The 19,449-nt window shown below is 67.8% G+C and carries 21 protein-coding genes and 1 tRNA gene; 3 read left to right on the top strand and 19 right to left on the bottom strand.

Translation table 11 applies throughout. The features are described 5' to 3' along the window. Positions 1-5: 5 nt before the first annotated feature. Positions 6-1,076, bottom strand: a complete 1,071-nt coding sequence (locus LC452_RS18650) for an NAD(P)-binding domain-containing protein (RefSeq protein WP_223628062.1) — start codon at positions 1,074-1,076, stop codon at positions 6-8. 136 nt (positions 1,077-1,212) lie between these two features. Between LC452_RS18650 and LC452_RS18645 the strand changes: the two genes are divergently transcribed. Both LC452_RS18645 and LC452_RS18640 read left to right on the top strand, forming a co-directional pair. Further along, positions 1,213-1,288, top strand: a tRNA-Ala gene (locus LC452_RS18645). Between the two features lie 132 nt (positions 1,289-1,420). Further along, positions 1,421-1,597: a hypothetical protein gene (locus tag LC452_RS18640; protein ID WP_223628060.1), complete on the top strand. Its 177-nt coding sequence runs from the start codon at positions 1,421-1,423 to the stop codon at positions 1,595-1,597. A gap of 77 nt (positions 1,598-1,674) precedes the next feature. Here the strand turns inward: LC452_RS18640 and LC452_RS18635 are convergent, their stop codons facing one another. From LC452_RS18635 to LC452_RS18600, 8 genes are all read right to left on the bottom strand, one after another. Then, positions 1,675-1,959: a hypothetical protein gene (locus tag LC452_RS18635; protein WP_223628058.1), complete on the bottom strand. Its 285-nt coding sequence runs from the start codon at positions 1,957-1,959 to the stop codon at positions 1,675-1,677. A gap of 101 nt (positions 1,960-2,060) precedes the next feature. Next, positions 2,061-3,095: an Lrp/AsnC family transcriptional regulator gene (locus LC452_RS18630; RefSeq protein WP_223628056.1), complete on the bottom strand. Its 1,035-nt coding sequence runs from the start codon at positions 3,093-3,095 to the stop codon at positions 2,061-2,063. Further along, positions 3,092-3,994, bottom strand: a complete 903-nt coding sequence (locus LC452_RS18625) for an alpha/beta fold hydrolase (RefSeq protein ID WP_223628054.1) — start codon at positions 3,992-3,994, stop codon at positions 3,092-3,094. Before LC452_RS18625 ends, LC452_RS18630 begins: the two co-directional genes overlap by 4 nt. Positions 3,995-4,022: 28 nt before the next feature. Further along, positions 4,023-5,201 carry a Xaa-Pro peptidase family protein gene (locus tag LC452_RS18620; RefSeq protein WP_223628053.1) on the bottom strand — a complete coding sequence of 393 codons (1,179 nt, stop codon included), beginning with the start codon at positions 5,199-5,201 and terminating at the stop codon, positions 4,023-4,025. Between the two features lie 9 nt (positions 5,202-5,210). Continuing rightward, a complete protein-coding gene (locus tag LC452_RS18615; protein WP_223628051.1) occupies positions 5,211-6,110 on the bottom strand; it encodes an ABC transporter permease in 900 nt (299 codons plus the stop codon). Next, positions 6,107-7,069, bottom strand: coding sequence for an ABC transporter permease (locus tag LC452_RS18610; protein ID WP_223628049.1), 963 nt, complete (start codon positions 7,067-7,069; stop codon positions 6,107-6,109). The genes LC452_RS18615 and LC452_RS18610 overlap by 4 nt, the downstream gene beginning before the upstream one ends. 31 nt (positions 7,070-7,100) lie before the next feature. Further along, positions 7,101-8,720: an ABC transporter substrate-binding protein gene (locus LC452_RS18605; RefSeq protein ID WP_223628048.1), complete on the bottom strand. Its 1,620-nt coding sequence runs from the start codon at positions 8,718-8,720 to the stop codon at positions 7,101-7,103. Then, complete coding sequence (locus LC452_RS18600) at positions 8,720-9,928, bottom strand: dipeptidase (protein ID WP_223628046.1); 1,209 nt, start codon at positions 9,926-9,928, stop codon at positions 8,720-8,722. The genes LC452_RS18605 and LC452_RS18600 overlap by 1 nt, the downstream gene beginning before the upstream one ends. Before the next feature lie 158 nt (positions 9,929-10,086). Here LC452_RS18600 and LC452_RS18595 point away from each other — a divergent pair, with 158 nt between their 5' ends. Beyond that, positions 10,087-11,754: an ABC transporter ATP-binding protein gene (locus LC452_RS18595; protein ID WP_223628043.1), complete on the top strand. Its 1,668-nt coding sequence runs from the start codon at positions 10,087-10,089 to the stop codon at positions 11,752-11,754. Between the two features lie 8 nt (positions 11,755-11,762). Here LC452_RS18595 and LC452_RS18590 read toward each other — a convergent pair whose 3' ends face one another. The 10 genes from LC452_RS18590 to rplU all read right to left on the bottom strand — a co-directional run bounded on the left by LC452_RS18590 (position 11,763) and on the right by rplU (position 19,245). Further along, positions 11,763-12,452: an SDR family oxidoreductase gene (locus tag LC452_RS18590; protein ID WP_223628041.1), complete on the bottom strand. Its 690-nt coding sequence runs from the start codon at positions 12,450-12,452 to the stop codon at positions 11,763-11,765. Between the two features lies 1 nt (position 12,453). After that, positions 12,454-12,840, bottom strand: coding sequence for a ribosome silencing factor (gene rsfS / locus LC452_RS18585; RefSeq protein WP_223628039.1), 387 nt, complete (start codon positions 12,838-12,840; stop codon positions 12,454-12,456). Continuing rightward, on the bottom strand, positions 12,840-14,102 hold the full coding sequence (locus tag LC452_RS18580; protein ID WP_223628037.1) for a hypothetical protein: 1,263 nt from the start codon (positions 14,100-14,102) through the stop codon (positions 12,840-12,842). The genes rsfS and LC452_RS18580 overlap by 1 nt, the downstream gene beginning before the upstream one ends. Further along, positions 14,099-14,704: a nicotinate-nucleotide adenylyltransferase gene (nadD, locus tag LC452_RS18575; protein WP_223628035.1), complete on the bottom strand. Its 606-nt coding sequence runs from the start codon at positions 14,702-14,704 to the stop codon at positions 14,099-14,101. Before nadD ends, LC452_RS18580 begins: the two co-directional genes overlap by 4 nt. Positions 14,705-14,711: 7 nt before the next feature. Beyond that, positions 14,712-14,936 carry a hypothetical protein gene (locus tag LC452_RS18570; protein ID WP_136056449.1) on the bottom strand — a complete coding sequence of 75 codons (225 nt, stop codon included), beginning with the start codon at positions 14,934-14,936 and terminating at the stop codon, positions 14,712-14,714. 65 nt (positions 14,937-15,001) lie between these two features. Next, on the bottom strand, positions 15,002-16,255 hold the full coding sequence (locus tag LC452_RS18565) for a glutamate-5-semialdehyde dehydrogenase (protein WP_223628033.1): 1,254 nt from the start codon (positions 16,253-16,255) through the stop codon (positions 15,002-15,004). 9 nt (positions 16,256-16,264) lie between these two features. Next, positions 16,265-17,050 carry a glutamate 5-kinase gene (gene proB, locus LC452_RS18560; RefSeq protein WP_223628031.1) on the bottom strand — a complete coding sequence of 262 codons (786 nt, stop codon included), beginning with the start codon at positions 17,048-17,050 and terminating at the stop codon, positions 16,265-16,267. After that, on the bottom strand, positions 17,047-18,546 hold the full coding sequence (gene obgE, locus LC452_RS18555) for a GTPase ObgE (RefSeq protein ID WP_223628029.1): 1,500 nt from the start codon (positions 18,544-18,546) through the stop codon (positions 17,047-17,049). The genes proB and obgE overlap by 4 nt, the downstream gene beginning before the upstream one ends. Before the next feature lie 114 nt (positions 18,547-18,660). After that, on the bottom strand, positions 18,661-18,918 hold the full coding sequence (rpmA, locus tag LC452_RS18550; protein ID WP_028501603.1) for a 50S ribosomal protein L27: 258 nt from the start codon (positions 18,916-18,918) through the stop codon (positions 18,661-18,663). Between the two features lie 18 nt (positions 18,919-18,936). Beyond that, positions 18,937-19,245 (bottom strand): 50S ribosomal protein L21, encoded by a 309-nt coding sequence (gene rplU / locus LC452_RS18545; RefSeq protein ID WP_046012653.1) that lies wholly within the window; start codon positions 19,243-19,245, stop codon positions 18,937-18,939. Positions 19,246-19,449 lie beyond the last annotated feature (204 nt).

Raw genomic sequence — 19,449 nt, 5'->3', positions numbered from 1 at the left:
GGTTTTCACACGGTGCTGACGGGGGCCTCCGCACGGCGGAGCATCCGCTGCACGCCCGTCGCTGCCGAGCGCCCCGCACGGTTCGCACCGATCGTGCTGGCGGAGGGGCCGTAGCCGACCAGCTGCACGCGCGGATCGGCGACGGCGGTCGTCCCGCGGCCGTTGCGATCGAGCTGGATACCGCCGGCAGCACTGCGCAGATGAAGCGGCGCGAGGTGCGCGATGGCCGGTCGGAAGCCGGTCGCCCAGAGGATGACATCGACACGCTCGAATGAGCCGTCCGCCCAGCGGACCCCGTCGGGTTCGATGCGCTCGAACATCGGGCGCCGGTCGGAGTAGGCGCCGAGCTGTTCCGCCTCGCGCTCCTGCGGCCGCAGCATGAGGCCCGTGACGCTGACGACGCTCTGCGGAGGGAGGCCTGCCGCGACCCGCTGCTCGACGAGCGCGACGGCCGCGGCACCCGCCTCCGGCGAGAAGTCGTCGGTGCGCCAGACCGGTTCGCGCCGCGTGACCCAGAGGGTGTCGGTGATCGGCGCGAGGGCGCCGAGGAACTGCACGGCGGATGCTCCTCCTCCGACGACGAGGACGCGCTTGCCGATGAAGTGCGTGGGCCCCGGGTAATCCACCGTATGCAGCTGCTCGCCGACGAACGTCTCCATACCCGGCACATGCGGCAGGAACGGATGCGTCCAGGTGCCGGTCGCGTTGACCAGCGTGCGCGTCGTCCACTCCTGCTCTCCGGCGCGGACGACGAGCAGCCCATGGTCGTCGTCGACGCGGTCGACCTTCACCGGGCGGATCACCGGCAGCGCATGCTTCTGCTCGTAGGCCTCGAAGTACGCGGGCACCGCGACGTTCGCCCGCTCCCCATCGCGAGGCGGAGCGGTGTCGCCCGGCAGCTCGGCGACGCCGTGCACGTCGCGCATCGTCAGGGCATCCCAGCGGTGCTGCCAGGCCCCACCGGGGCGGTCGCCGGAGTCCAGCACGACGTGCGAGATCCCGAGCCTGGCCAGGTGGAACGACGACGAGAGACCGGCCTGCCCTGCACCGATCACGAGGCTCTCGAGGATGTTCACGCTGAATCCAACATCGCCGCGCACGCCGTTGTTCCGCGGCCCGACGACGCGCCCGGGAGCAGAGTCCCGATTGGTGCTCGCCCGGATTCGTGTAGTACTCTTTTCGAGTTGCCCCAAGGTTCACGGAGCAGCGTCTGGGCCTGTGGCGCAGCTGGTAGCGCACCTGCATGGCATGCAGGGGGTCAGGGGTTCGAATCCCCTCAGGTCCACCAAGAAGCCCCCGGGTCACCGGGGGCTTTTTCCGTCCTAGCGCTCTGTTCGACCACGGTCAACCCGCTCACTCGCGCATCCGGCAGCGCCTTATCGTGACGGCATCCAGATCCACTGAGCGAAAGGATGCCACCATGTCCAACCCGATTCCTCCTGTCGTCCCGTTCCCGGACGACGGCGAACCCGACGGCGTCCCGACGAAAGTCGTCGACGGCGAGCACGTGCCCGACACCGACATCGACGACGCGCTCGTCGACAGTGCCGAAGCCGACCGCGTCGCCGCCGAGGCCGACGTCGACGACGAGCACTGAGCGGGACGACGAAGCGCACCCCCGCGTGATCCGTGAGGGTGCGCTTCTGTCATGGGCGCCGTTGCCCATGGATCTCTCTAGGTCGTGAGGAGAGGCGGTGCCGGCGCGACGGCGATCGACCCCGTCGAACGGAGCGAGCGATGCAGCCGGTCGATGTCCTCGAGCACCTCGAACGCCGACGCGTACCGACTGGCGAGCGGGAGTTCGCGCAACCAGTTCACCTCGACCTCGGTCTCCGCCACCTCGTACACGCAGGCCACGAGGTGGCGCGTGTCGTTCGGCGGGTAGCGCAGGTCGTTGATGACCCATTCCGATGATGTGAGGCGATTCAACACATAGCGCGGATCTGGCACGTCTGACATCGGCTGGGCCCTCCAAGGACTCTCTCTACAAGAGAGTGTGCGCTCCCGCGCTCAGCGAGACAACACCCTTGACAGGGTCGAGCAATGCTGGGCCCGCGGTATCACGCGTCGGTGTCGATCGCCCCTGCCGACGCCACCTGGGCGCGCCACCACGGCGTCTCGATGAAGCCGCGCTTCATGAACACGAGTTCCATCGACGCGCTCCAGCCGCGGACGCCCTTCAGGTGCGCGATCGTGCCGGTGAGGAAATCGTGCAGGGTCTCCGTGCTCGGGAGGATGATCTCGCAGTACAGCGAGTTCTCCTCGAGGGCTGCGGCGAGGAAGCGGACCGACACATGCTGCGACAGCGTCTGCGCGACGGAGGCGATCCGTGACGGCTCGACCCGCAGGATGAGCAGCGTCTCCGCACTCATTCCCAGAGCGGATGCCGGCACCATCGTGACGGTGGTGAGACAGCCGCCGTTGCGCATCCGCTCATACCGCCGACGGACGCTGCTCTCGTTCATGTCGAGCTTCGCGCCGATCGACAGGAACGATGCACGCCCGTTGTGCCGCAGCTCCTCGACGATCGCGCGGTCGGCGGCGTCGAAGTGCGAGGGATCGCACGTGTTCGGTGCCGGCATGTACGACTTCGGGTCGCTCGTCGCCTCGGCGTGCGCGTCGTACAGCTGACGGCCCCAGTCGAAGCTGACCTTATAGGTGTGCACGACGAGGTCGCTGCGCCATCTCTCGACGCCGGGGATCCCCTGGAGATCGGTGAGCACGTGCGCGTACGTGGCGGAGTCGCCGGGGATCACGACCTCCGCGAAGACGTCGAACTTGCCGGTCACGAGGGTCACGAAACGGACGTAGGGCGAACCGATGAGCTCCTGCGCGACGGTCAGCTGGGCCCCGGGGGTGCAGTTGATCCGCACGAAGAAGGTCTCCACGTGCCCCTCGCTGCCCAGCGTCGGCACGATCCCCACCTGCACCACACCTTCGGCGAGCAGCTGCTGACCACGTCGGGTGACGGTGGAGACCGACGCGCCGGCGAAATCGGCGATCGACGTCCAGCTCGCGCGACCGTCCTGCTGCAGGGCGACGACGATCCGACGGTCGAGATCGCTGAACTCGCGGCCGATATGGCTGCTGCTCATCGCGTCAGCGGCGGGTACACCCGGTGCAGGAACGTGCGCACGGTCTCGGTCCACGCCTCTGCCTCCTCGATCTGCGGGGAGTGACCCGACTTCTCGAACACCACCATCTCCGAGTCCGGAATGAGATCGGCGATCACCTGGCTACACGATACTGGCGTGATCCAGTCCGTCCGGCCCACGGTGATGAGTGTCGGAACCGTGATCTCGTGCAGGCGCGGCTTCAGGTCGTAGTTCGGCAGGTTCACCGAGAACGCGTAGTTGTGGGCGCGGTAGCGGTACGGAGTGGCCTGCACCTTGCGCTCCGTCGCCTCGGGGTCGTAGACGAAGTCGTACAGCGGCAGGATCTCCCGCCAGCAGTCCTTCAGGTCTTCGTCGTCGCGGACCTGGCCCACGTCGATGCGGTCGAACTTCTCCATGTCGATGGTGACGCGATCGGATGCCAGCGCGTTCTCCCGCGCCAGGTGCGCGTTGGAGTTGTCCGCCGATGTGTCGCGCAGCACGATCGCGGCGACACGGTCCGGGTAGCGCAGCGCGTACTCCATCGTCATGAAGCCGCCGTATGATCCGCCGGCCATCACGATCTTCTCCGCCCCGATCCACTCGCGCAGGCCATCGATGTCGGCGGCCCACTGCTCATGGCTGTAGGTTCCCTCACCCTCGCTCTGTCCGCTGCCGCGGGCATCGAACACCACGACGCGGTACTCGTCTGCGAGGCGTCCGAAGCTCGCGCGCGGCTCGGCACGGGACCCGAGACCGGGCGCCCCGTGGTGGGTGATGATGACCGGAGCGCCTTCCGGCCCGAGCACCTCGACCGCCAGGTGGTTGCCGTTGATCTCGACCCATTGGTGGTCGCTCGTCGCGGCGGCGAACTCCGGGGATACCGGCGGGGTGGATGTCATGTCGTCCTCTTTCTCGAGATCGGATGCGTCAGAGCGCGATGGTGCAGTCGTCGAGACCGCGCGGGAAGGTGGTCAGCGGCTCGGCGCCGTCCTCGGTCACGAGCATGCTGTCGCTGATGCGGTAGCCCGCATGGCCGGGCACGTAGATCCCCGGCTCGTTCGACACGACCATCCCCGCCTCGAGCAGCGTCGCATCGCCGTCCTCCAGCCAGGGTGCCTCGTGCATGCCGAGTCCGATGCCGTGCCCCTGGCGGTGGCGGATGAACTCGCCGAGCCCTGCCTCGCGGATCATGTCGAGGCAGAGGCGGTTGGCTTCACGGCATTCGAGGCCGGCCCGGATCGTCTCGCGGCCGACCCGCTGCGCCGCATGGATCGTGTCGTGATAGCGCCGCTGATCGGCCGTCGGCTCGCCGAGCACGAAGGTGCGCTCCCCCTCGATGAACCGCCCACCCACCGCGCAGCCGAGCGAGAGCATGAAGGTGTCCCCCGCCTTGAGCCGGTTCACCGAGGGCAGGCCGTGCGGAAAGGCGGAGTTCGCGCCGGAGTACACCAGTCCACCCGCGAGCAGCGACGCGACGACGACGTTGCGGTGCTCGGCATACATCAGCGAGGTACCGGCGGTCGTCACGTGACGCTCGAGCTCGGTCTCGGTCGGAAGGTCTCCGCCCGCGGCCACCGCCTCGCTGACGAGCTGCACACCGGCCTCCAGCATCCGATCGGTGATGCGCGCCGCCTCGCGGTGCAGAACCACTTCCTCGGGGAACTTGACGTACCGCGCGCGGGTGAGCAGGTCCGAGTCGACGAGCTCGGCGCCGCTCATCGCCGACCGCGCCGCGGTGAGGCGCTGATACGGCATCGTCGAGGCGAACCCCACACGACCGCGGGGTGACACCGCCGCGGCGAGCACCTCGAACGGCGCCACGACGCCCGGGTACTCGAAGAAGGCGACCAGCTCGGCCCGCGACGACTGCGACTGCGCGTACTCCCGTTCGAGCTCCGGCAGCAGCATCACGACGCGTCCGCCTGCTTCGAGCCAGATCGCCACCGGACGCTCCGAGGGATGGTGGAAGAACCCGGTGAGATACGCGATGTCCTCGGGGTGATCGGTGAGGAAGGCGTCGAAGCCCTCCTCCGCCATGCGCTCCCGCACGCGGGCCTGCACGCGGTCGAAGAACGCGGGGTCGAGACGCTGGTCGAACTCGGTCATATCGGCTTCCTAGCGGGCGAGATGGCGCGGGTTGCGCGCGTCGTTGTAGGCGATCGAGAGGAGGGTCGCTGAGAGCACGAGGATCAGGATCGCGATCGACGGGAAGAGCGTCAGCCACCAGGCGCTCACCATCGCCCCGGCCTGCTGCGCCTCGTAGAGCACGCGGCCCCAGGACCAGCTCGTCGGGTCTCCCAGTCCGAGGAAGGCGAGTCCTGCGGCGGAGAGCACGGCCCGCGACGCCGTCACCACGACGGAGACGACGACCACGGGGGTGACCGCCGGCAGCACGTGCCGCGAGATGATCCACAGCGGCGACGTCGTCATGAGCCGCGAGGCGTCGACGTAAGGCAGACCGACGACCGTCAGCGCCTGCGACCGCACGAGACGGGTCACCTCGGGCCACGAGAACGCCGCGACGACGAAGATGATCGTCGATGTGCTCGGACCGACGAGGGCCGCGATCAGGATCATCAGGGGCAGCACCGGCAGCGAGAGCGTCATGTCGACGATCACGCTGATGATGCTGTCGAGCTTGCGGAAGTAGGCGCCGATCACCGCGATGATCGTGCCGAACACGATCGCGATCACCGAGGCCGCCACCGCGACGAGCACGCTCTGCTGCGTGCCCCAGATGACCTCGGCGAACACGTCGCGACCGAGGGCGTCGGTCCCGAACCAGTGGTCGCCACTGGGCGGACGCAGCACATCGGGCCCGTAGCTCGCCGGGTACGGCGCGATCAGGGGTGCCGCGAGAGCGATGATCACGAGCAGGATCAGGAGTCCGAGCGAGATCATGCCGAGAGGATCGCGGCGGAAGGCGCGCCAGGTATGGGCGCTGGCACGTTCGCTGCCCACGGCGGCGGGCTCGCTGGGCACCAGGGGGACGGAGGAAGGAAGCGGCGCGGTCATGAGGTCTTCACTCTCGGGTCCAGGTAGCCGTAGATGATGTCGGTGAGCGTGTTGGCGACCACGACGGTGGCCGCGAGCATGAGGAACGCGCCCTGCAGCACCGGGAAGTCGAGCTGCGTCACGGCCTCGTAGATGCCGCGTCCGATGCCCGGGTAGGCGAACACCGTCTCGGTCAGCACGGCCCCGCCGACGAGGAAGCCGAGCTGCAGGCCGATCAGGGTGGTCGTGGGCAGCAGCGCGTTGCGCAGGGCGTGCTTCCAGAGGATGCGGCGCCCGCGGAGCCCGTTGGCCTTCGCCAGCAGGATGTAGTCCTCGCCGAGCGTCTCGATGAGGGTCGAGCGCATCGTCAGCACATACGACCCGACCTGGATCAGCATGAGCGACACGGCGGGGAGCACGAGGTGCTGCGCCACGCTCAGGTACCACTCGATGCCGTAGGTGTTGTTCGTGTACGCACCGCCGATGGGGAACCAGCCGAGATTCAGCCCGAAGACGAACAGCAGCAGGATCGCAACGCTCGGAACGAACAGGGACTGCCCCGTGACGCCGACGATCTGCACCGCCCGGTCGATGAAGCGGCCCTTGTGCGAGGCGGCCGCCACTCCGAGCGGGATGCCGATGACGATCGTCAGTACGAGGGCGGTCATGGTCAGCAGCAGCGTCCACGGCAGCCGCTGCAGGAGGACGTCGAGCACCGGGATCGATTGGGTGAACGAGATCCCCAGGTTCCCCTGGATCAGCTGCCACATGTACAGCCCGTACTGCACGATCAGGGGCTGGTCCAGCCCGTACTGCTCGAGGATGGTCGCCCGGATGGCCTCCGTCATGTTCGGACTCGCCAGCGCCAGGGCCGGGTCACCGGGAAGCAGCCGCAGGAGCAGGAACGTCACGGTCACGGCGAACCAGATCGTGAGCAGACCTCGACCTGCGCGACGGAGAATGAACGATGCTCGGGACACCCGGGCGACCTTCCTCGAGATTTCAGTGGTGTTATTCGACCGGGTGCGCGCTCGCGAGCGAGAGCGGGTTCACGATCGACAGCAGTTCGCTCGGCTTCGAGATGAATCCGTCCCATTCGTCGCTCGCGGCGAAGAACAGGTTCTGCGTGTACATGATGTTGTCGTAGACCTGCTCGTGCACGATCTTGTTGGCGTCGCGCATGATCGAGATCTTCTCGTCCTCATCGAAGGTGACCATGCCCTCTTCGATCAGAGCGTTCAGGTCGGCGTCGTCCACGTGGGTGTAGTTGATCGCTCCCCCCGGCAGGTACGACAGGGCGAAGTTCGTCACCGGGTCGTCCATGATGGCGAAGTTGCCCGCGTAGATGTCGTAGTCGCCCGCGCTGGTCATCGCGAGGTACGTGTTCCGCTCGGTGCCCTGCAGTTCGATCGCGATGCCGGCCTCGGCCGCACTGTCCTTGACGAGCTGCGCCCACTGGCTGGTGACGCTGTCCTGCAGCGAGTAGATCAGGCGGAACGACACCGGGAAGTTGCCGCTGGCGTCGGCCGTGTATCCGGCATCCTCCATCAGGGAGCGCGACTTCTCTGGATCGAACTCGTACTCCTTGATCGAGTCGTCGTAGTACTTCGCGAGAACCGGCATCAGCGCGCTGGAGCCGGTGGACACGGCCTGATCCTGCAGCACCACGGTCCGGATCGCGTCGTAGTCGACCGCGTGGGCGAGAGCCTGACGCACCTCGGTCTTCGCGAGGTCCGGCTTCTCCATGTTGTACACGAGGTGCGCGTAGCCGAGACCCGCGGCCTCGATGACCTGCAACCCGTCGGTGTTGCTGAGCTGCTCGACCTGTGCCGGCGGGAGGGCGTTCGCGATCACGTCGATCTCGCCGCTCTGCAGGGCGAGGATCTCGGTGTTCACGTCGGGGTACACCCGGTACACGACCTCGGCAGGACCGGGAACGCCGCCCTCGACGAGCGGGTAGTCCTCGACGCGCTTCAGCGTGTAGTGCTGGCCGACCTGGAAGTCATCCAGCACGAACGGGCCCATACCGACCCAGCCGCCATCGCTGCCGTCGTTCGCGAACTCCGCGATCGAGCCCTTCGGCTCGAAGACGTGCTGCGGCACGACGACGCCCCAGAACCCGATCTCGTCGATGATCGACGAGTCCGGCTGCGTGAGCGTGAGCTCGACGCGGGTGTCCGAGACGGCCGTCGCCGTGTCGAGGTTGCCGAGCTGCCCGAAGAACGTGCCCGGCGCCTGGTCGCGCTTGACCGCGTTCAGCGTCCAGGCGACATCCTCCGCGGTCAGCGGCTCGCCGTCGCTCCAGGTGAGGTCGTCGCGGATCTCGTAGAACCCGGTCGTGTCGTCCACGTAGCCCCAGTCGGTGGCCACGTGGGCCTCCTTGGTGCCGTCCTCGCTGATGCTCAGCAGGTGCGGATACATCAGGTTCGTGATCCACGAGTCGGTACGGCTGTTACCGAGCACCGGGTTGAAGTTCACGACGTCGGTCGTCGTGCCGATGCTGAGCGTCTCATCGCTCGGCCCGGTGCTTCCGGACGTCTCCCCCGGCTCCGGGGCCGTGGGGGCGCAGGCGACGAGACCGACGGCGAGAGCCGCGGCCGCGCCGAGCGCGAGGTACTTGCTGTGCTTCATCAGACCCAAACCTCCTCGAGTACGCGCATGGTGTTCCCACCGACGACGGCGCGGATCTCGTCGTCGGAGTAGTCGTGCTTCACAAGCCAGCCGATGATGTTGTAGAAGGCCTCGGCCGGGTTCTCGATGCCGTCGACGTACGGCTGCTTCTCATACTCGACGTTGGCGTGCGCCTGACCGAGCGAGAGGTTCGACGAGAAGGCGTCGTGCAGTCCGACGTGGTCGCCGAACAGGGTGTCAGGACCGAAGCTGACGTGCTCCAGCCCCACCAGGTCGACACAGTACTGGAAGTGATCCATCACGGATTCCAGCGAGTGCTTCGGATGCTGGGGCGAGATGGTCGTGTGCGGAGCGGCCTCGATGCCGATCACGCCGCCGCGCTTCGCGCACTGGATGATCGTCTCGTCGGTCTTCATGCGGTTCGTCGGCCACAGCCCGCGCGCACCGGCGTGCGTGATGAACACCGGCTTCTTCGAATGCGCGATCACGTCGAGGCACGTCTGGTCGCCCGAGTGCGAGATGTCGATCGCGATGCCGAGCTTGTTCATGCGCTCGACCGCGCGCTCGCCGAAGTACGTCAGTCCACCGTCGCCGCGCTCCTTGAGCCCGCCGCCCAGCATGTTCGCCTCCGAGTAGGCGATGCCCATCTGGCGCACGCCGAACCCGTACAGGACATCGAGGCGGTCGACCTCGTTCTCGATCATGGTCGAGGCCTCGAGCGCGAAGATGTGCGCCACGCGACCGGTCTCGGCGGCGTGCCGGATGTCCTTGATCGACTCGGCCTTGATCACGAAGTCCTGGTGCGCCAGGTCGGCCATGCGCACGCCGAGGTCGAACAGCACGTCCTGGTACTTCCAGCCGGCATCGCTGGAGATGCAGCAGGTGCCGTCCATGCCGTTGTCGAACACCGCGGTCAGGCCGGAGCGCGCCAGACCCTGGTAGCCGGTGGGTTCCCGACCCTGGCGGATGTGGTCGCGGAGCTCGCCCATGTCCTCGGGGAACACCTGCACGTGCTCGTGCAGGGAGATCACGGTCTCCTCGCGCAGCAGGCGCTCGGTGCGCTCCTTCTGGGCGTCGGTGAGGTCGAGACCCTCGTAGGCGGGGACCCGACCGATCTGCTTCGCGTAGCGGAATTCGCGGTAGTCCTTGCCTGCTTCCAGGTAGTCGTACGCGGTGTAGCCGGTGTACCGGTCTGCTTCTTCGAGCACGAATGCGCTCCTTCGGTTCGGTGATGCGGATGCCTCTCCCGATCGACGAGTGGGAGATTTCCTCGAATCTCGTTGATTTCGGCGCACATGTCAACCTTGCTGAACAATTTCGGCTGAGATGTTTCCTGTTCGAAACAATTCAGAGGTATTCTCCTGGCATGATGGCAAGCATGGAGAACACGTCACCGCCGGAGAACGGCGTCGTCCTCGACGTTCGCGGGCTCACCGTCACGCTCTCGACAGACGGACGACCGAATCGCGTCGTCGACGGGATCGACATCACCGTGCGCCGGGGCGAGGTGTTCGCCCTCCTCGGCGAATCCGGGTCGGGGAAGTCGATGACGGCTCGCGCCATCATGGGCCTGATCGACAACGGCGACGTCGAGGCGACGAGCATGACGCTGGGCACGACCGATCTCCTCTCCCTCTCTCCCGAGCAGCACCGCCGACTGCGCGGCGTCAAGGTCAGCCTGGTCATGCAGGACGCCCTCTCCGCCCTGAATCCCGTGCTCAGCATCGGTGATCAGATCGTCGACCTCATCCGCGCCCACCGGCCCGTCAGCCGTCGCGCGGCACTGGCCCGCGCCGTCGAGCTGCTGACGCTCGTCGGCATCCCCACCCCCGAGAAGCGGGTGCACGACTACGCCCACCAGTTCTCCGGCGGCCAGCGCCAGCGCATCCTGATCGCGATGGCGATCGCCCTCGAACCGGATCTCATCATCGCCGACGAGCCGACGACCGCGCTCGACGTGACCGTGCAGGCGCAGATCCTCGATCTGCTGCTCTCGCTGCGCGATCGCCTGGGCATCGGCATCCTGCTCATCACCCACGACCTCGGCGTCGTGATGGAGGTCGCCGACCACGTCGCGGTCATGCGCACCGGGCGGATCGTCGAAGCCGGCCGGGCGGATGACGTCCTCACCGCGCCCCAGCATCCGTACACCCTGCAGCTGCTGAACGCGGTGCCGCGGGATGTGTCCGCCGCGGCGGACACCGACGGCTCGACGCCGATCCTCGACGGACGCGGCCTGGAGCGCACCTTCCGCTCCGGAAGCGGGCGCCGTGCACACCGCGTCGCGGCCGTCGCCGGCGTGGACATCCAGCTGCACAGCGGGGAGATCCTCGCGATCGTCGGCGAATCCGGCAGCGGCAAGTCGACGCTGGCACGGATGCTCGTGGGGCTCGACTCCCCCGATGCCGGCACCCTGCGCTACCGCGACGAGGACGTCACGCGAGGACGGCTGCGCGACCGAAGGATCCTCCGCCGCGGCGTGCAGATGGTGTTCCAGGACCCGTACATGTCGCTCAACCCGCGGATGACGGTCCAGCAGCTCATCGCGGAACCGCTGGCCGCCACCCGGACCGGGACCGCCGCCAGTCGTCGCGAGCGCGTCGCCGAGCTGCTCGAGCTCGTCGGACTCACCCCCGAGATGGCGTCGCGCTTCCCGCATCAGTTCTCCGGCGGCCAGCGTCAGCGCATCGGGATCGCCCGCGCGCTCGCCCTCGACCCCGATGTGCTGGTGTGCGACGAACCGGTTTCGGCGCTGGACGTGTCGATCCGGGCGCAGATCATCGACCTGCTCTGCGATCTGCGCGAACGGCTGGGCATGTCGATCGTCTTCATCGCTCACGACCTCTCGCTCGTACGCCACATCGCCGACCGCGTCGCGGTGATGTACCTCGGCGACATGGTCGAGATCGGCGCGACGGAAGAGGTCTACCGGAACCCGACCCACCCCTACACGCAGTCGCTGCTGTCAGCGATCCCGCCGCAGACGCGCGCCGAACGCGGCATGCTGGCGCGGAGGACCCGCCTGACAGCCTGAGGCAGCGCTCAGGCTCCGGGACGGACCGTCAGGTCGGTGATCTCCGCGTCGCGCGGGAGGTCGAGCGCCGTGAGGATCGTCGTCGCGACAGCATCCGCGCTGATGAACCGCTCCGGGTGGTACTCGCTGCCCTCCTGCTGGTGCACGCGCTCCTGCATCGGGGTGGCCGTTCGGCCCGGGTAGATCGAGGTCACGCGCACGCCGTGCTCGGCCTCTTCCGCCCGCAGGGAATCGGCCAACGCCTTGAGCCCGTGCTTGGAGGCGGCGTAGGCCGCCCAGCCGGCATGCGCCCGCAGACCCGCACCGGAGTTCACGAACACGACCTGGCCCCGCGACACGCGCAGCACCGGAAGCAGGAGCCGCGTGAGCTCGGCGGGCGCGATGAGGTTCACGGCCAGCTGCTGCTCCCACAGCGTCGGCGCGAGATCCGCGACGGCCCCGAGATCGACGATACCCGCGATGTGGAGCAGCGAATCGATGCGCTCCGGAAGGTTCTGCTTCGAGAGCGCCCAGGAGATGCGACCGGGCTGGGAGAGATCGGCGACGAGTGTCGACGCACCAGGGAGCTGCGCCGCGATCTCACGGGCGCGCCCGGCGTCGCGAGCCACCGCGATGACCTGATCCCCGCGGTCGAGCAGGCGGCGGGCGACGACGTCGCCGATACCGGAGCCTGCACCGGTGATCAGGTGCACCGGCACGTCAGGAACGATCTGCAGCGGGCTCGGGCTCGGCGACCTCGATCGGAACGACCGGGCAGTCCTTCCAGAGGCGCTCGAGGCCGTAGTAGACCCGCTCCTCCTGGTGGAACACGTGCACGATCAGGTCACCGAAGTCGAGCAGCACCCAGCGGGCTTCCGCTCGGCCCTCGCGACGCACGCGCTTGTGACCGGATTCGATCAGTCGATCCTCGATCTCGTCGGCGATCGCGGCGACGTTGCGCTCGCTGTTACCGGTGACGAGCAGGAAGATGTCGACGAGCGGCAGAGGCTCCGACACGTTGAGCGCGACGAGGTCCTCACCACCCTTGTCGACGGCGGCTTGTGCTGCGAGACGCAGCATCTCTTCGGCAGTTTCAGGTGATTGCATCAGAACACATTCGTTGAGAAGGCGACGATGACGGCAGTGCCCACCGCGAGGGCGAGACCTCCGGCGACGATGGCCAGGATGAGCAGGAGTCGGTTGCCCTTTTCGGGTGCCGGCGGGCGGATGATCTCGCCGGCGGGCTTGATGGTGCTGACCGCCGCGCTCGCGGCGATCGGGGTGGGCGAGGATGCCGGAGCGAGCTCGCCGTCGATGAGGACGGCGTCGACATCCTTGCCGTCGGTGGTGCCGTGCGCGTGACCCTGCGAGCCGAGCCCGCGGGGCAGCTCGTAGGAACCGGTCACGAGGATCTCGCCCGTGGAGGCGACGGGGCCTGAGAGCGACCCCTCACCCGGAGAAGGGGTGAAGATCAGAGCGTTGGGTGCGGAGTGCTGCGAGCCCGTGGAGTCGCCGACCGTGAGCAACTCGTCGAAGGACGGGCGGAACGGGGCATGCGGTTCCGGAGAATCGGTCAGCAGACCCTCCCCGAACGCGGAGTTGACCGTCGGTCGCGGATCCGCCACGACGTCGTCGTCATCCGCGTCTGCGACATCCGCGAGGACGTCGTCATCATCGTCGTCATCGGTGACCGCAAGGTCGTTGCTCTCGTCGGACAATCCGAACACGGCGGCGACGTCATCCGTCGTCTCCGCGGGCTCGTCGGTGACCTCGAGCGGGACGACGCCCACGCTGTCGGCGGCCTCCGCTGCACGGACGGGTTCGACGACGATCTCGTCGTCGACGTCATCGTCGTCACCCGCGGTGTCGTCAGGGGCGGTGGATGCGGGAGTGGCGAAGTCCGGGTCGCCGGAGACGAGCGCGGACGACTGCTCGGGCGCAACCTGGGCAGGAGCTTCGACGACCGGCTCTGCGACGACCGGCTCTTCGACGACCGTAGCCTCCGCGGGAGTCTCAGCGACCGGGGCCTGGATCTCGGCGGCTTCGACCGGCTGCTCGGCTTCGGGGGCGTCCTCGTCGACCACGGAGACCGACGCGGTCTTGATCCGCTCCTGCTCGCGCACCTGACGGCGGGTCAGCGGGGCACCCGCGTCGGCAGTGTCGGCGTCGGCGGCGACGTCATCGACGACGGGAGCGGGCGGGATCTCGATCGGCGTGGCCGGGCGAGGAAGGGGCGGTGCCGGCGGGGCAGCCTCGGCCGCGGCGGCGGCCTCTTCGGGGGTGATGACGGGAGTGGAACCCGTCAGGCGGATCTCCCGCAGCTGCTTGCGCGTCAGCGGACCGTGATCTGGCTGATCCGATGTACTCATGCCTTGCTCCGATACAGATGATGCTTCGCGATGTACTGAACGACTCCGTCGGGGACCAGATACCAGACCGGCTGATCGTCGCGAACGCGTTCACGGCAGACCGTCGATGAGATCGACAGTGCCGGCACCTCCAGCTGACTCACGTTGTCGCTCGGGAGGCCGGCCGTGCTCAGAACATGTCCTGGGCGGGAGACCGCGACGAAGTGAGCCAATTCCCACAACTCATCATGGTCCCTCCAACTGAGAATTTGCGCTACGGCATCCGCTCCGGTGATGAAGAAGAGCTCCGCGTCCGGTCGATCGCGCTTCAGATCGCGGAGAGTGTCGATCGTGTAGGTCGGTCCCTCACGATTGATGTCGACCCTGCTGACCGTGAACTGCGGGTTGGATGCCGTGGCGATGACCGTCATCAGATAGCGGTGCTCGCTGGGCGTGACATCCGACTTCTGCCACGGGTGACCGGTGGGGACGAACACCACCTCGTCAAGATCGAAGGAGTGGGCGACCTCGCTCGCGGCGACCAGGTGACCGTGATGGATGGGGTCGAACGTACCGCCCATCACGCCGATGCGCGGGGTGCGCGTGGTCGCAGCAGTGTTCATGAAGGGCCTAGTGGCCGTGTCCTGCCTCGTGTCCGTCCTTGCCGTGCTTCGCCGCCCATGCCTCGGCCTTGGCCGAGTGCCGGTTGGCGACGTTCTTGTACGACAGCGTCACCAGGGCGAGGAACGCGAAGACGATGATGGCGATGACTCCGAAGATCAGCGTCTCGAGCTGGACGTTGCCGTGGTGCTCCGTTTCGGCGGCGGCCATCGCGATCTGTGCGACGAGGTTCATCGTGACTCCGTTTCGTGGCGTGCTCTTCGGGTTCCTGAGCGGGACAGCGTCCCCCAGTCTAGCCCTCAGCCGCGGGTCTGACCCGATCCACGCGCGAGCCACTTCGTGCTGGTCAGCTCGGCGAGCCCCATCGGACCGCGGGCGTGCAGCTTCTGCGTCGAGATGCCGACCTCCGCGCCGAAACCGAACTCACCTCCGTCGGTGAAGCGGGTCGAGGCGTTCACCATGACCACGGCCGAATCGACCTCGGCGAGGAAGCGCTCCGCATTGCGCGAATCGGTCGTGATGATCGACTCCGTGTGCCCGGTGCTGTAGGTGCGGATGTGCGCGAGAGCCTCGTCGAGCGAATCGACGACCTTCATGGCGATGTCGAGACTCAGGTACTCGGTCTTCCAGTCCTCCTCGGTGGCGGGGATGACGTTCGAGACCAGGCCGGCGACCATGTCGTCGCCGTGGATCGCGACGCCCTCGCTCTGCAGCGCGCTGGCCACCAGCGGGATGAGCCGAGGCGCCGCCTGGCGGTGCACGAGCACGGTCTCGACGGCGTTGCAGACGCTCGGACGCTGCACCTTCGCGTTGACGACGATGTCGCGCGCCCAGTCATCGGGTGCGGTCTCGTCGAGCAGGATGTGGACGTTGCCGGCTCCGGTCTCGATCACCGGCACGGTCGACTCGGTGACGACGGTCTCGATCAGGCCGGCGCTTCCGCGCGGCACGAGCACGTCGATGAAACCGCGGCCGTGCATGAGCGCCTTCGCGCCGTCGCGGCCGAAGTCGTCGACGGTCTGGATGGCCTCGCCGGTGACCCCCGCGCCTTCCAGCGCGTCCCGCATGATCTCGACGAGAACCGTGTTGGAGTCCCGTGCGGCGCTTCCGCCGCGCAGGACGACAGCATTGCCCGACCGCAGCGCCAGGGCGGCGATGTCGACCGTGACGTTGGGGCGCGCCTCGTAGATGGCGCCGACCACACCGAACGGCACCCGCACCTGCTCCAGGGCCACGCCGTTCGGCATCCGGTGTCCGCCGACGACGCGGCCGACCGGGTCGGGCAGGGCCGCCACCTGACGCACGGCGGATGCCAGCGCGGCCACGCGCTTCTCATCGAGCCGCAGCCGGTCGATCAGCGACTCGCCGATCCCTCCGTCACGCCCGCGGGCGATGTCGCGGGCGTTCGCCTCGATGATGCGGGCTGCGTTCTGCTCGACGGCGACGGCGATCGCCTCGAGAGCGCGTTCCTTGTCGTCGCTGGTCAGAGCGGCGGTGGCGCGAGACGCCTCTTTGGCGCGCTCCAGGCGCACCTGCGGGGTCTGGTCGGTCATCCGCCCAGTTTAGGAGATCGCGGGTTCGAACCAGGTTCCGATGTCGGCGCCCGACAGGGCCTTGTCGACGAGATCGGCGCTCGTCACGAGGACGCCGATGCCGGATGCCGCGGCCAGGCGCGCGGCCGAGACCTTGGTCGCCGCTCCCCCGGTTCCTACGCTGTTCACGACCGTCGCCCCGAACTCGAGTCCACTGAGGTCGGCGTCGGGCGCGACGGTGTCGATCGGCTCTGCTCCGGGATCGGACGGCGGCTTCGTGTACAGAGATTCGATGTCGCTGAGCAGGATGAGCGCGTCGGCCTCGATCAGCTGCGCGACGAGTGCGCCGAGACGGTCGTTGTCGCCGAACCGGATCTCCTGCGTCGCCACCGTGTCGTTCTCATTGACGATGGGGAGGATGCGCAGGCCGAGCAGCCGTTCCATGGCACGACGAGCGTTGGAACGCGACGTGGGGTTCTCCAGGTCGCCGGTGGTGAGCAGCACCTGCCCGGCGACGATGTCGAACGGGCGGAGCGACTCCTGGTACCGGTAGACGAGGATGTTCTGGCCGACCGCGGCCGCTGCCTGCTGGGTGGCGAGGTCGGTGGGGCGGGCGTCCAGCCGCAGGAAGGGGATGCCGGTGGCGATCGCACCCGACGACACCAGGACGACCTCCGCACCGCGCGCGTGGGCCGCGGCGAGGGCCTCGACCAGCACCGGGATGCGCCAGGAGGACTCGCCGCTGACCGACGAGGATCCCACCTTCACGACGATGCGGGACGCCGTCGCGAGGTCGGCACGGGTGCGAGCGGTCACTCGCCTTCCTCGCGGTAAGCCGCGAGGCGCTGAGCCTCCACCTCCGCACGAGCAGCGGCCTTGGCATCCATGCGCTCGTAATACGTGGCGCGACGTTCCGTCGTCGTGCGACGGTCGTTCGGCGCGAGACGCGGGTCGGTTCCTCGCGGCGCGGCCATCAGTTCGGCGGCGGACTGCATCGTCGGCTCCCAGTCGAACACGATGCTGTCGCCCTCGCCGATCACGACGGTCGATCCCTGCACGGCGCCGACGCGGAACAGCTCGTCCTCGACACCCAGCTTGTCCAGACGGTCGGCCAGGTACCCGACGGCCTCCTCGTTCTGGAAGTCGGTCTGCTGAACCCAGCGCACCGGCTTCTCGCCGAGGACGCGGTAGATGTTGCCGTAGGTGCCGCCCTCGACACGGATCGAGAAGTCCTTCTTCGACCCGCGCGGACGGATGACGACCCGCTCCTTCGGAGCCGCGACGACCGCTTCCGCCCGGTGCTTCTCGACGAGTTCGCCGAGGGCCAGGGTGAGCGGGCGGAGTCCTTCATGCGAGACCGTGGAGATCTCGAAGACGCGGAAACCGCGGGCCTCGAGGTCGGGGCGGACCATCTCAGCGAGGTCGCGCGCCTCGGGCACATCGATCTTGTTCAGGGCGACGATCTGCGGACGCTCGAGCAGCGGCGTCTGGCCCTCGGGCACCTGGTAGGCGGCGAGCTCGGCGAGGATGACGTCGAGGTCCGAGATCGGGTCGCGGCCCGGCTCGAGCGTGGCGCAGTCGAGCACGTGCAGCAGCGCGGAGCAGCGCTCGACGTGGCGCAGGAACTCCAGGCCGAGGCCTCGTCCCTCGCTCGCGCCCTCGATGAGGCCGGGCACGTCGGCGACCGTGTAGCGGAAGTTCTCCGACTGCACGACACCGAGGTTCGGGTGAAGCGTGGTGAACGGGTAGTCGGCGATCTTCGGCCGGGCGGACGAGATCGCGCCGATCAGGCTCGACTTGCCGGCGGATGGGTAGCCCACCAGCGCGATGTCGGCGACGGTCTTCAGCTCGAGGACGACATCGCCCTCGTGGCCGGGCGTGCCGAGCAGCGCGAAACCGGGCGCCTTGCGCTTCGTCGTCGCGAGCGCGGCGTTGCCGAGACCGCCCTGACCACCAGCGGCGACGACGAAGCGCTCCCCCGGCTCGATCATGTCGATCAGGACGTCGCCGGCCGTGTTCTTCACGACGGTGCCCACGGGGACGGGGAGCTCCAGCGTCTCGCCGAGGAAGCCCGAGCGGTGGTCGCCCATTCCGGGGCCGCCGTTGCCGGAGCTGCGGTGCGGCGAGTGGTGGTACGACAGGAGGGTGCCGGTCTGCGAGTCGGCGACGAGCACGATGTCTCCACCGTCACCGCCGTTGCCGCCGTCCGGGCCCCCGAGGGGCTTGAACTTCTCGCGGTGCACCGAGACACAGCCGTTGCCGCCCTTGCCTGCACGCAGGTGCAGTGTCACGGTGTCGACGAACGTGACCATGTCCGGGTCTCCTCCAGTTTGATTCTTCGAGCCCTGCCGAACGTTCGGCGGGCAGATACACGGACGGGGCGAGCCGAAGCCCGCCCCGTCCGGATGATTACTCTCGCGCTGTGATCACTCAGCAGCGGCGACGATGTTGACGACCTTGCGGCCGCCCTTCGCGCCGAACTGCACCGCACCGGCGGCCAGGGCGAACAGCGTGTCGTCGCCACCACGGCCGACGTTCACGCCGGGGTGGAAGTGCGTGCCGCGCTGGCGGACGATGATCTCGCCGGCGAGGACCTGCTGACCGCCGAAGCGCTTCACGCCGAGGCGCTGAGCGTTGGAGTCACGACCGTTACGGGTTGAGCTTGCGCCCTTTTTATGTGCCATGTCCTAGTCCCCTCGGGCTTACTTGATGCCGGTGATCTTGACGCGGGTGAGCTCCTGGCGGTGGCCCTGGCGCTTCTTGTAACCGGTCTTGTTCTTGTACTTCTGGATGATGATCTTCGGGCCGCGCAGGTTGCCGATGACCTCGGCGGTCACCTTGACCTTCGCCAGCTTGTCAGCGTCGGTGGTCACCGTAGCGCCGTCGACGAGCAGCACAGCGGCGAGCTCGATCTTCTCGCCCTGGGCAGCCTTGACACGGTCGAGCTGAACGATCGTGCCGACCTCGACCTTCTCCTGCCGCCCACCGGCGCGCACTACTGCGTAAACCACTTCATACCTGTTTCGTTGGGGAGCACGTGGGCTCCGAGAATCTCACGGGAAGACTGTTGCTTGCATGCGCCGCAGGACGACGAGTGCGAAAGCAAGGCTCTCCGCTCCGACCGACGAGGACGGGACGGCATACGCACCAAGGGACTACTTTACCGGATGCGGGACGGTGTCGCAAAGCGAGCCGAGTGGCGTGTCCGCGCCATA

This window comes from Microbacterium sp. EST19A, from assembly GCF_019969685.1.
In the GTDB taxonomy this organism is placed as follows: domain Bacteria; phylum Actinomycetota; class Actinomycetes; order Actinomycetales; family Microbacteriaceae; genus Microbacterium.
The sequence above is the reverse complement of the archived record's forward strand: the minus strand, read 5'-3'. Positions and strand labels throughout refer to the sequence as shown.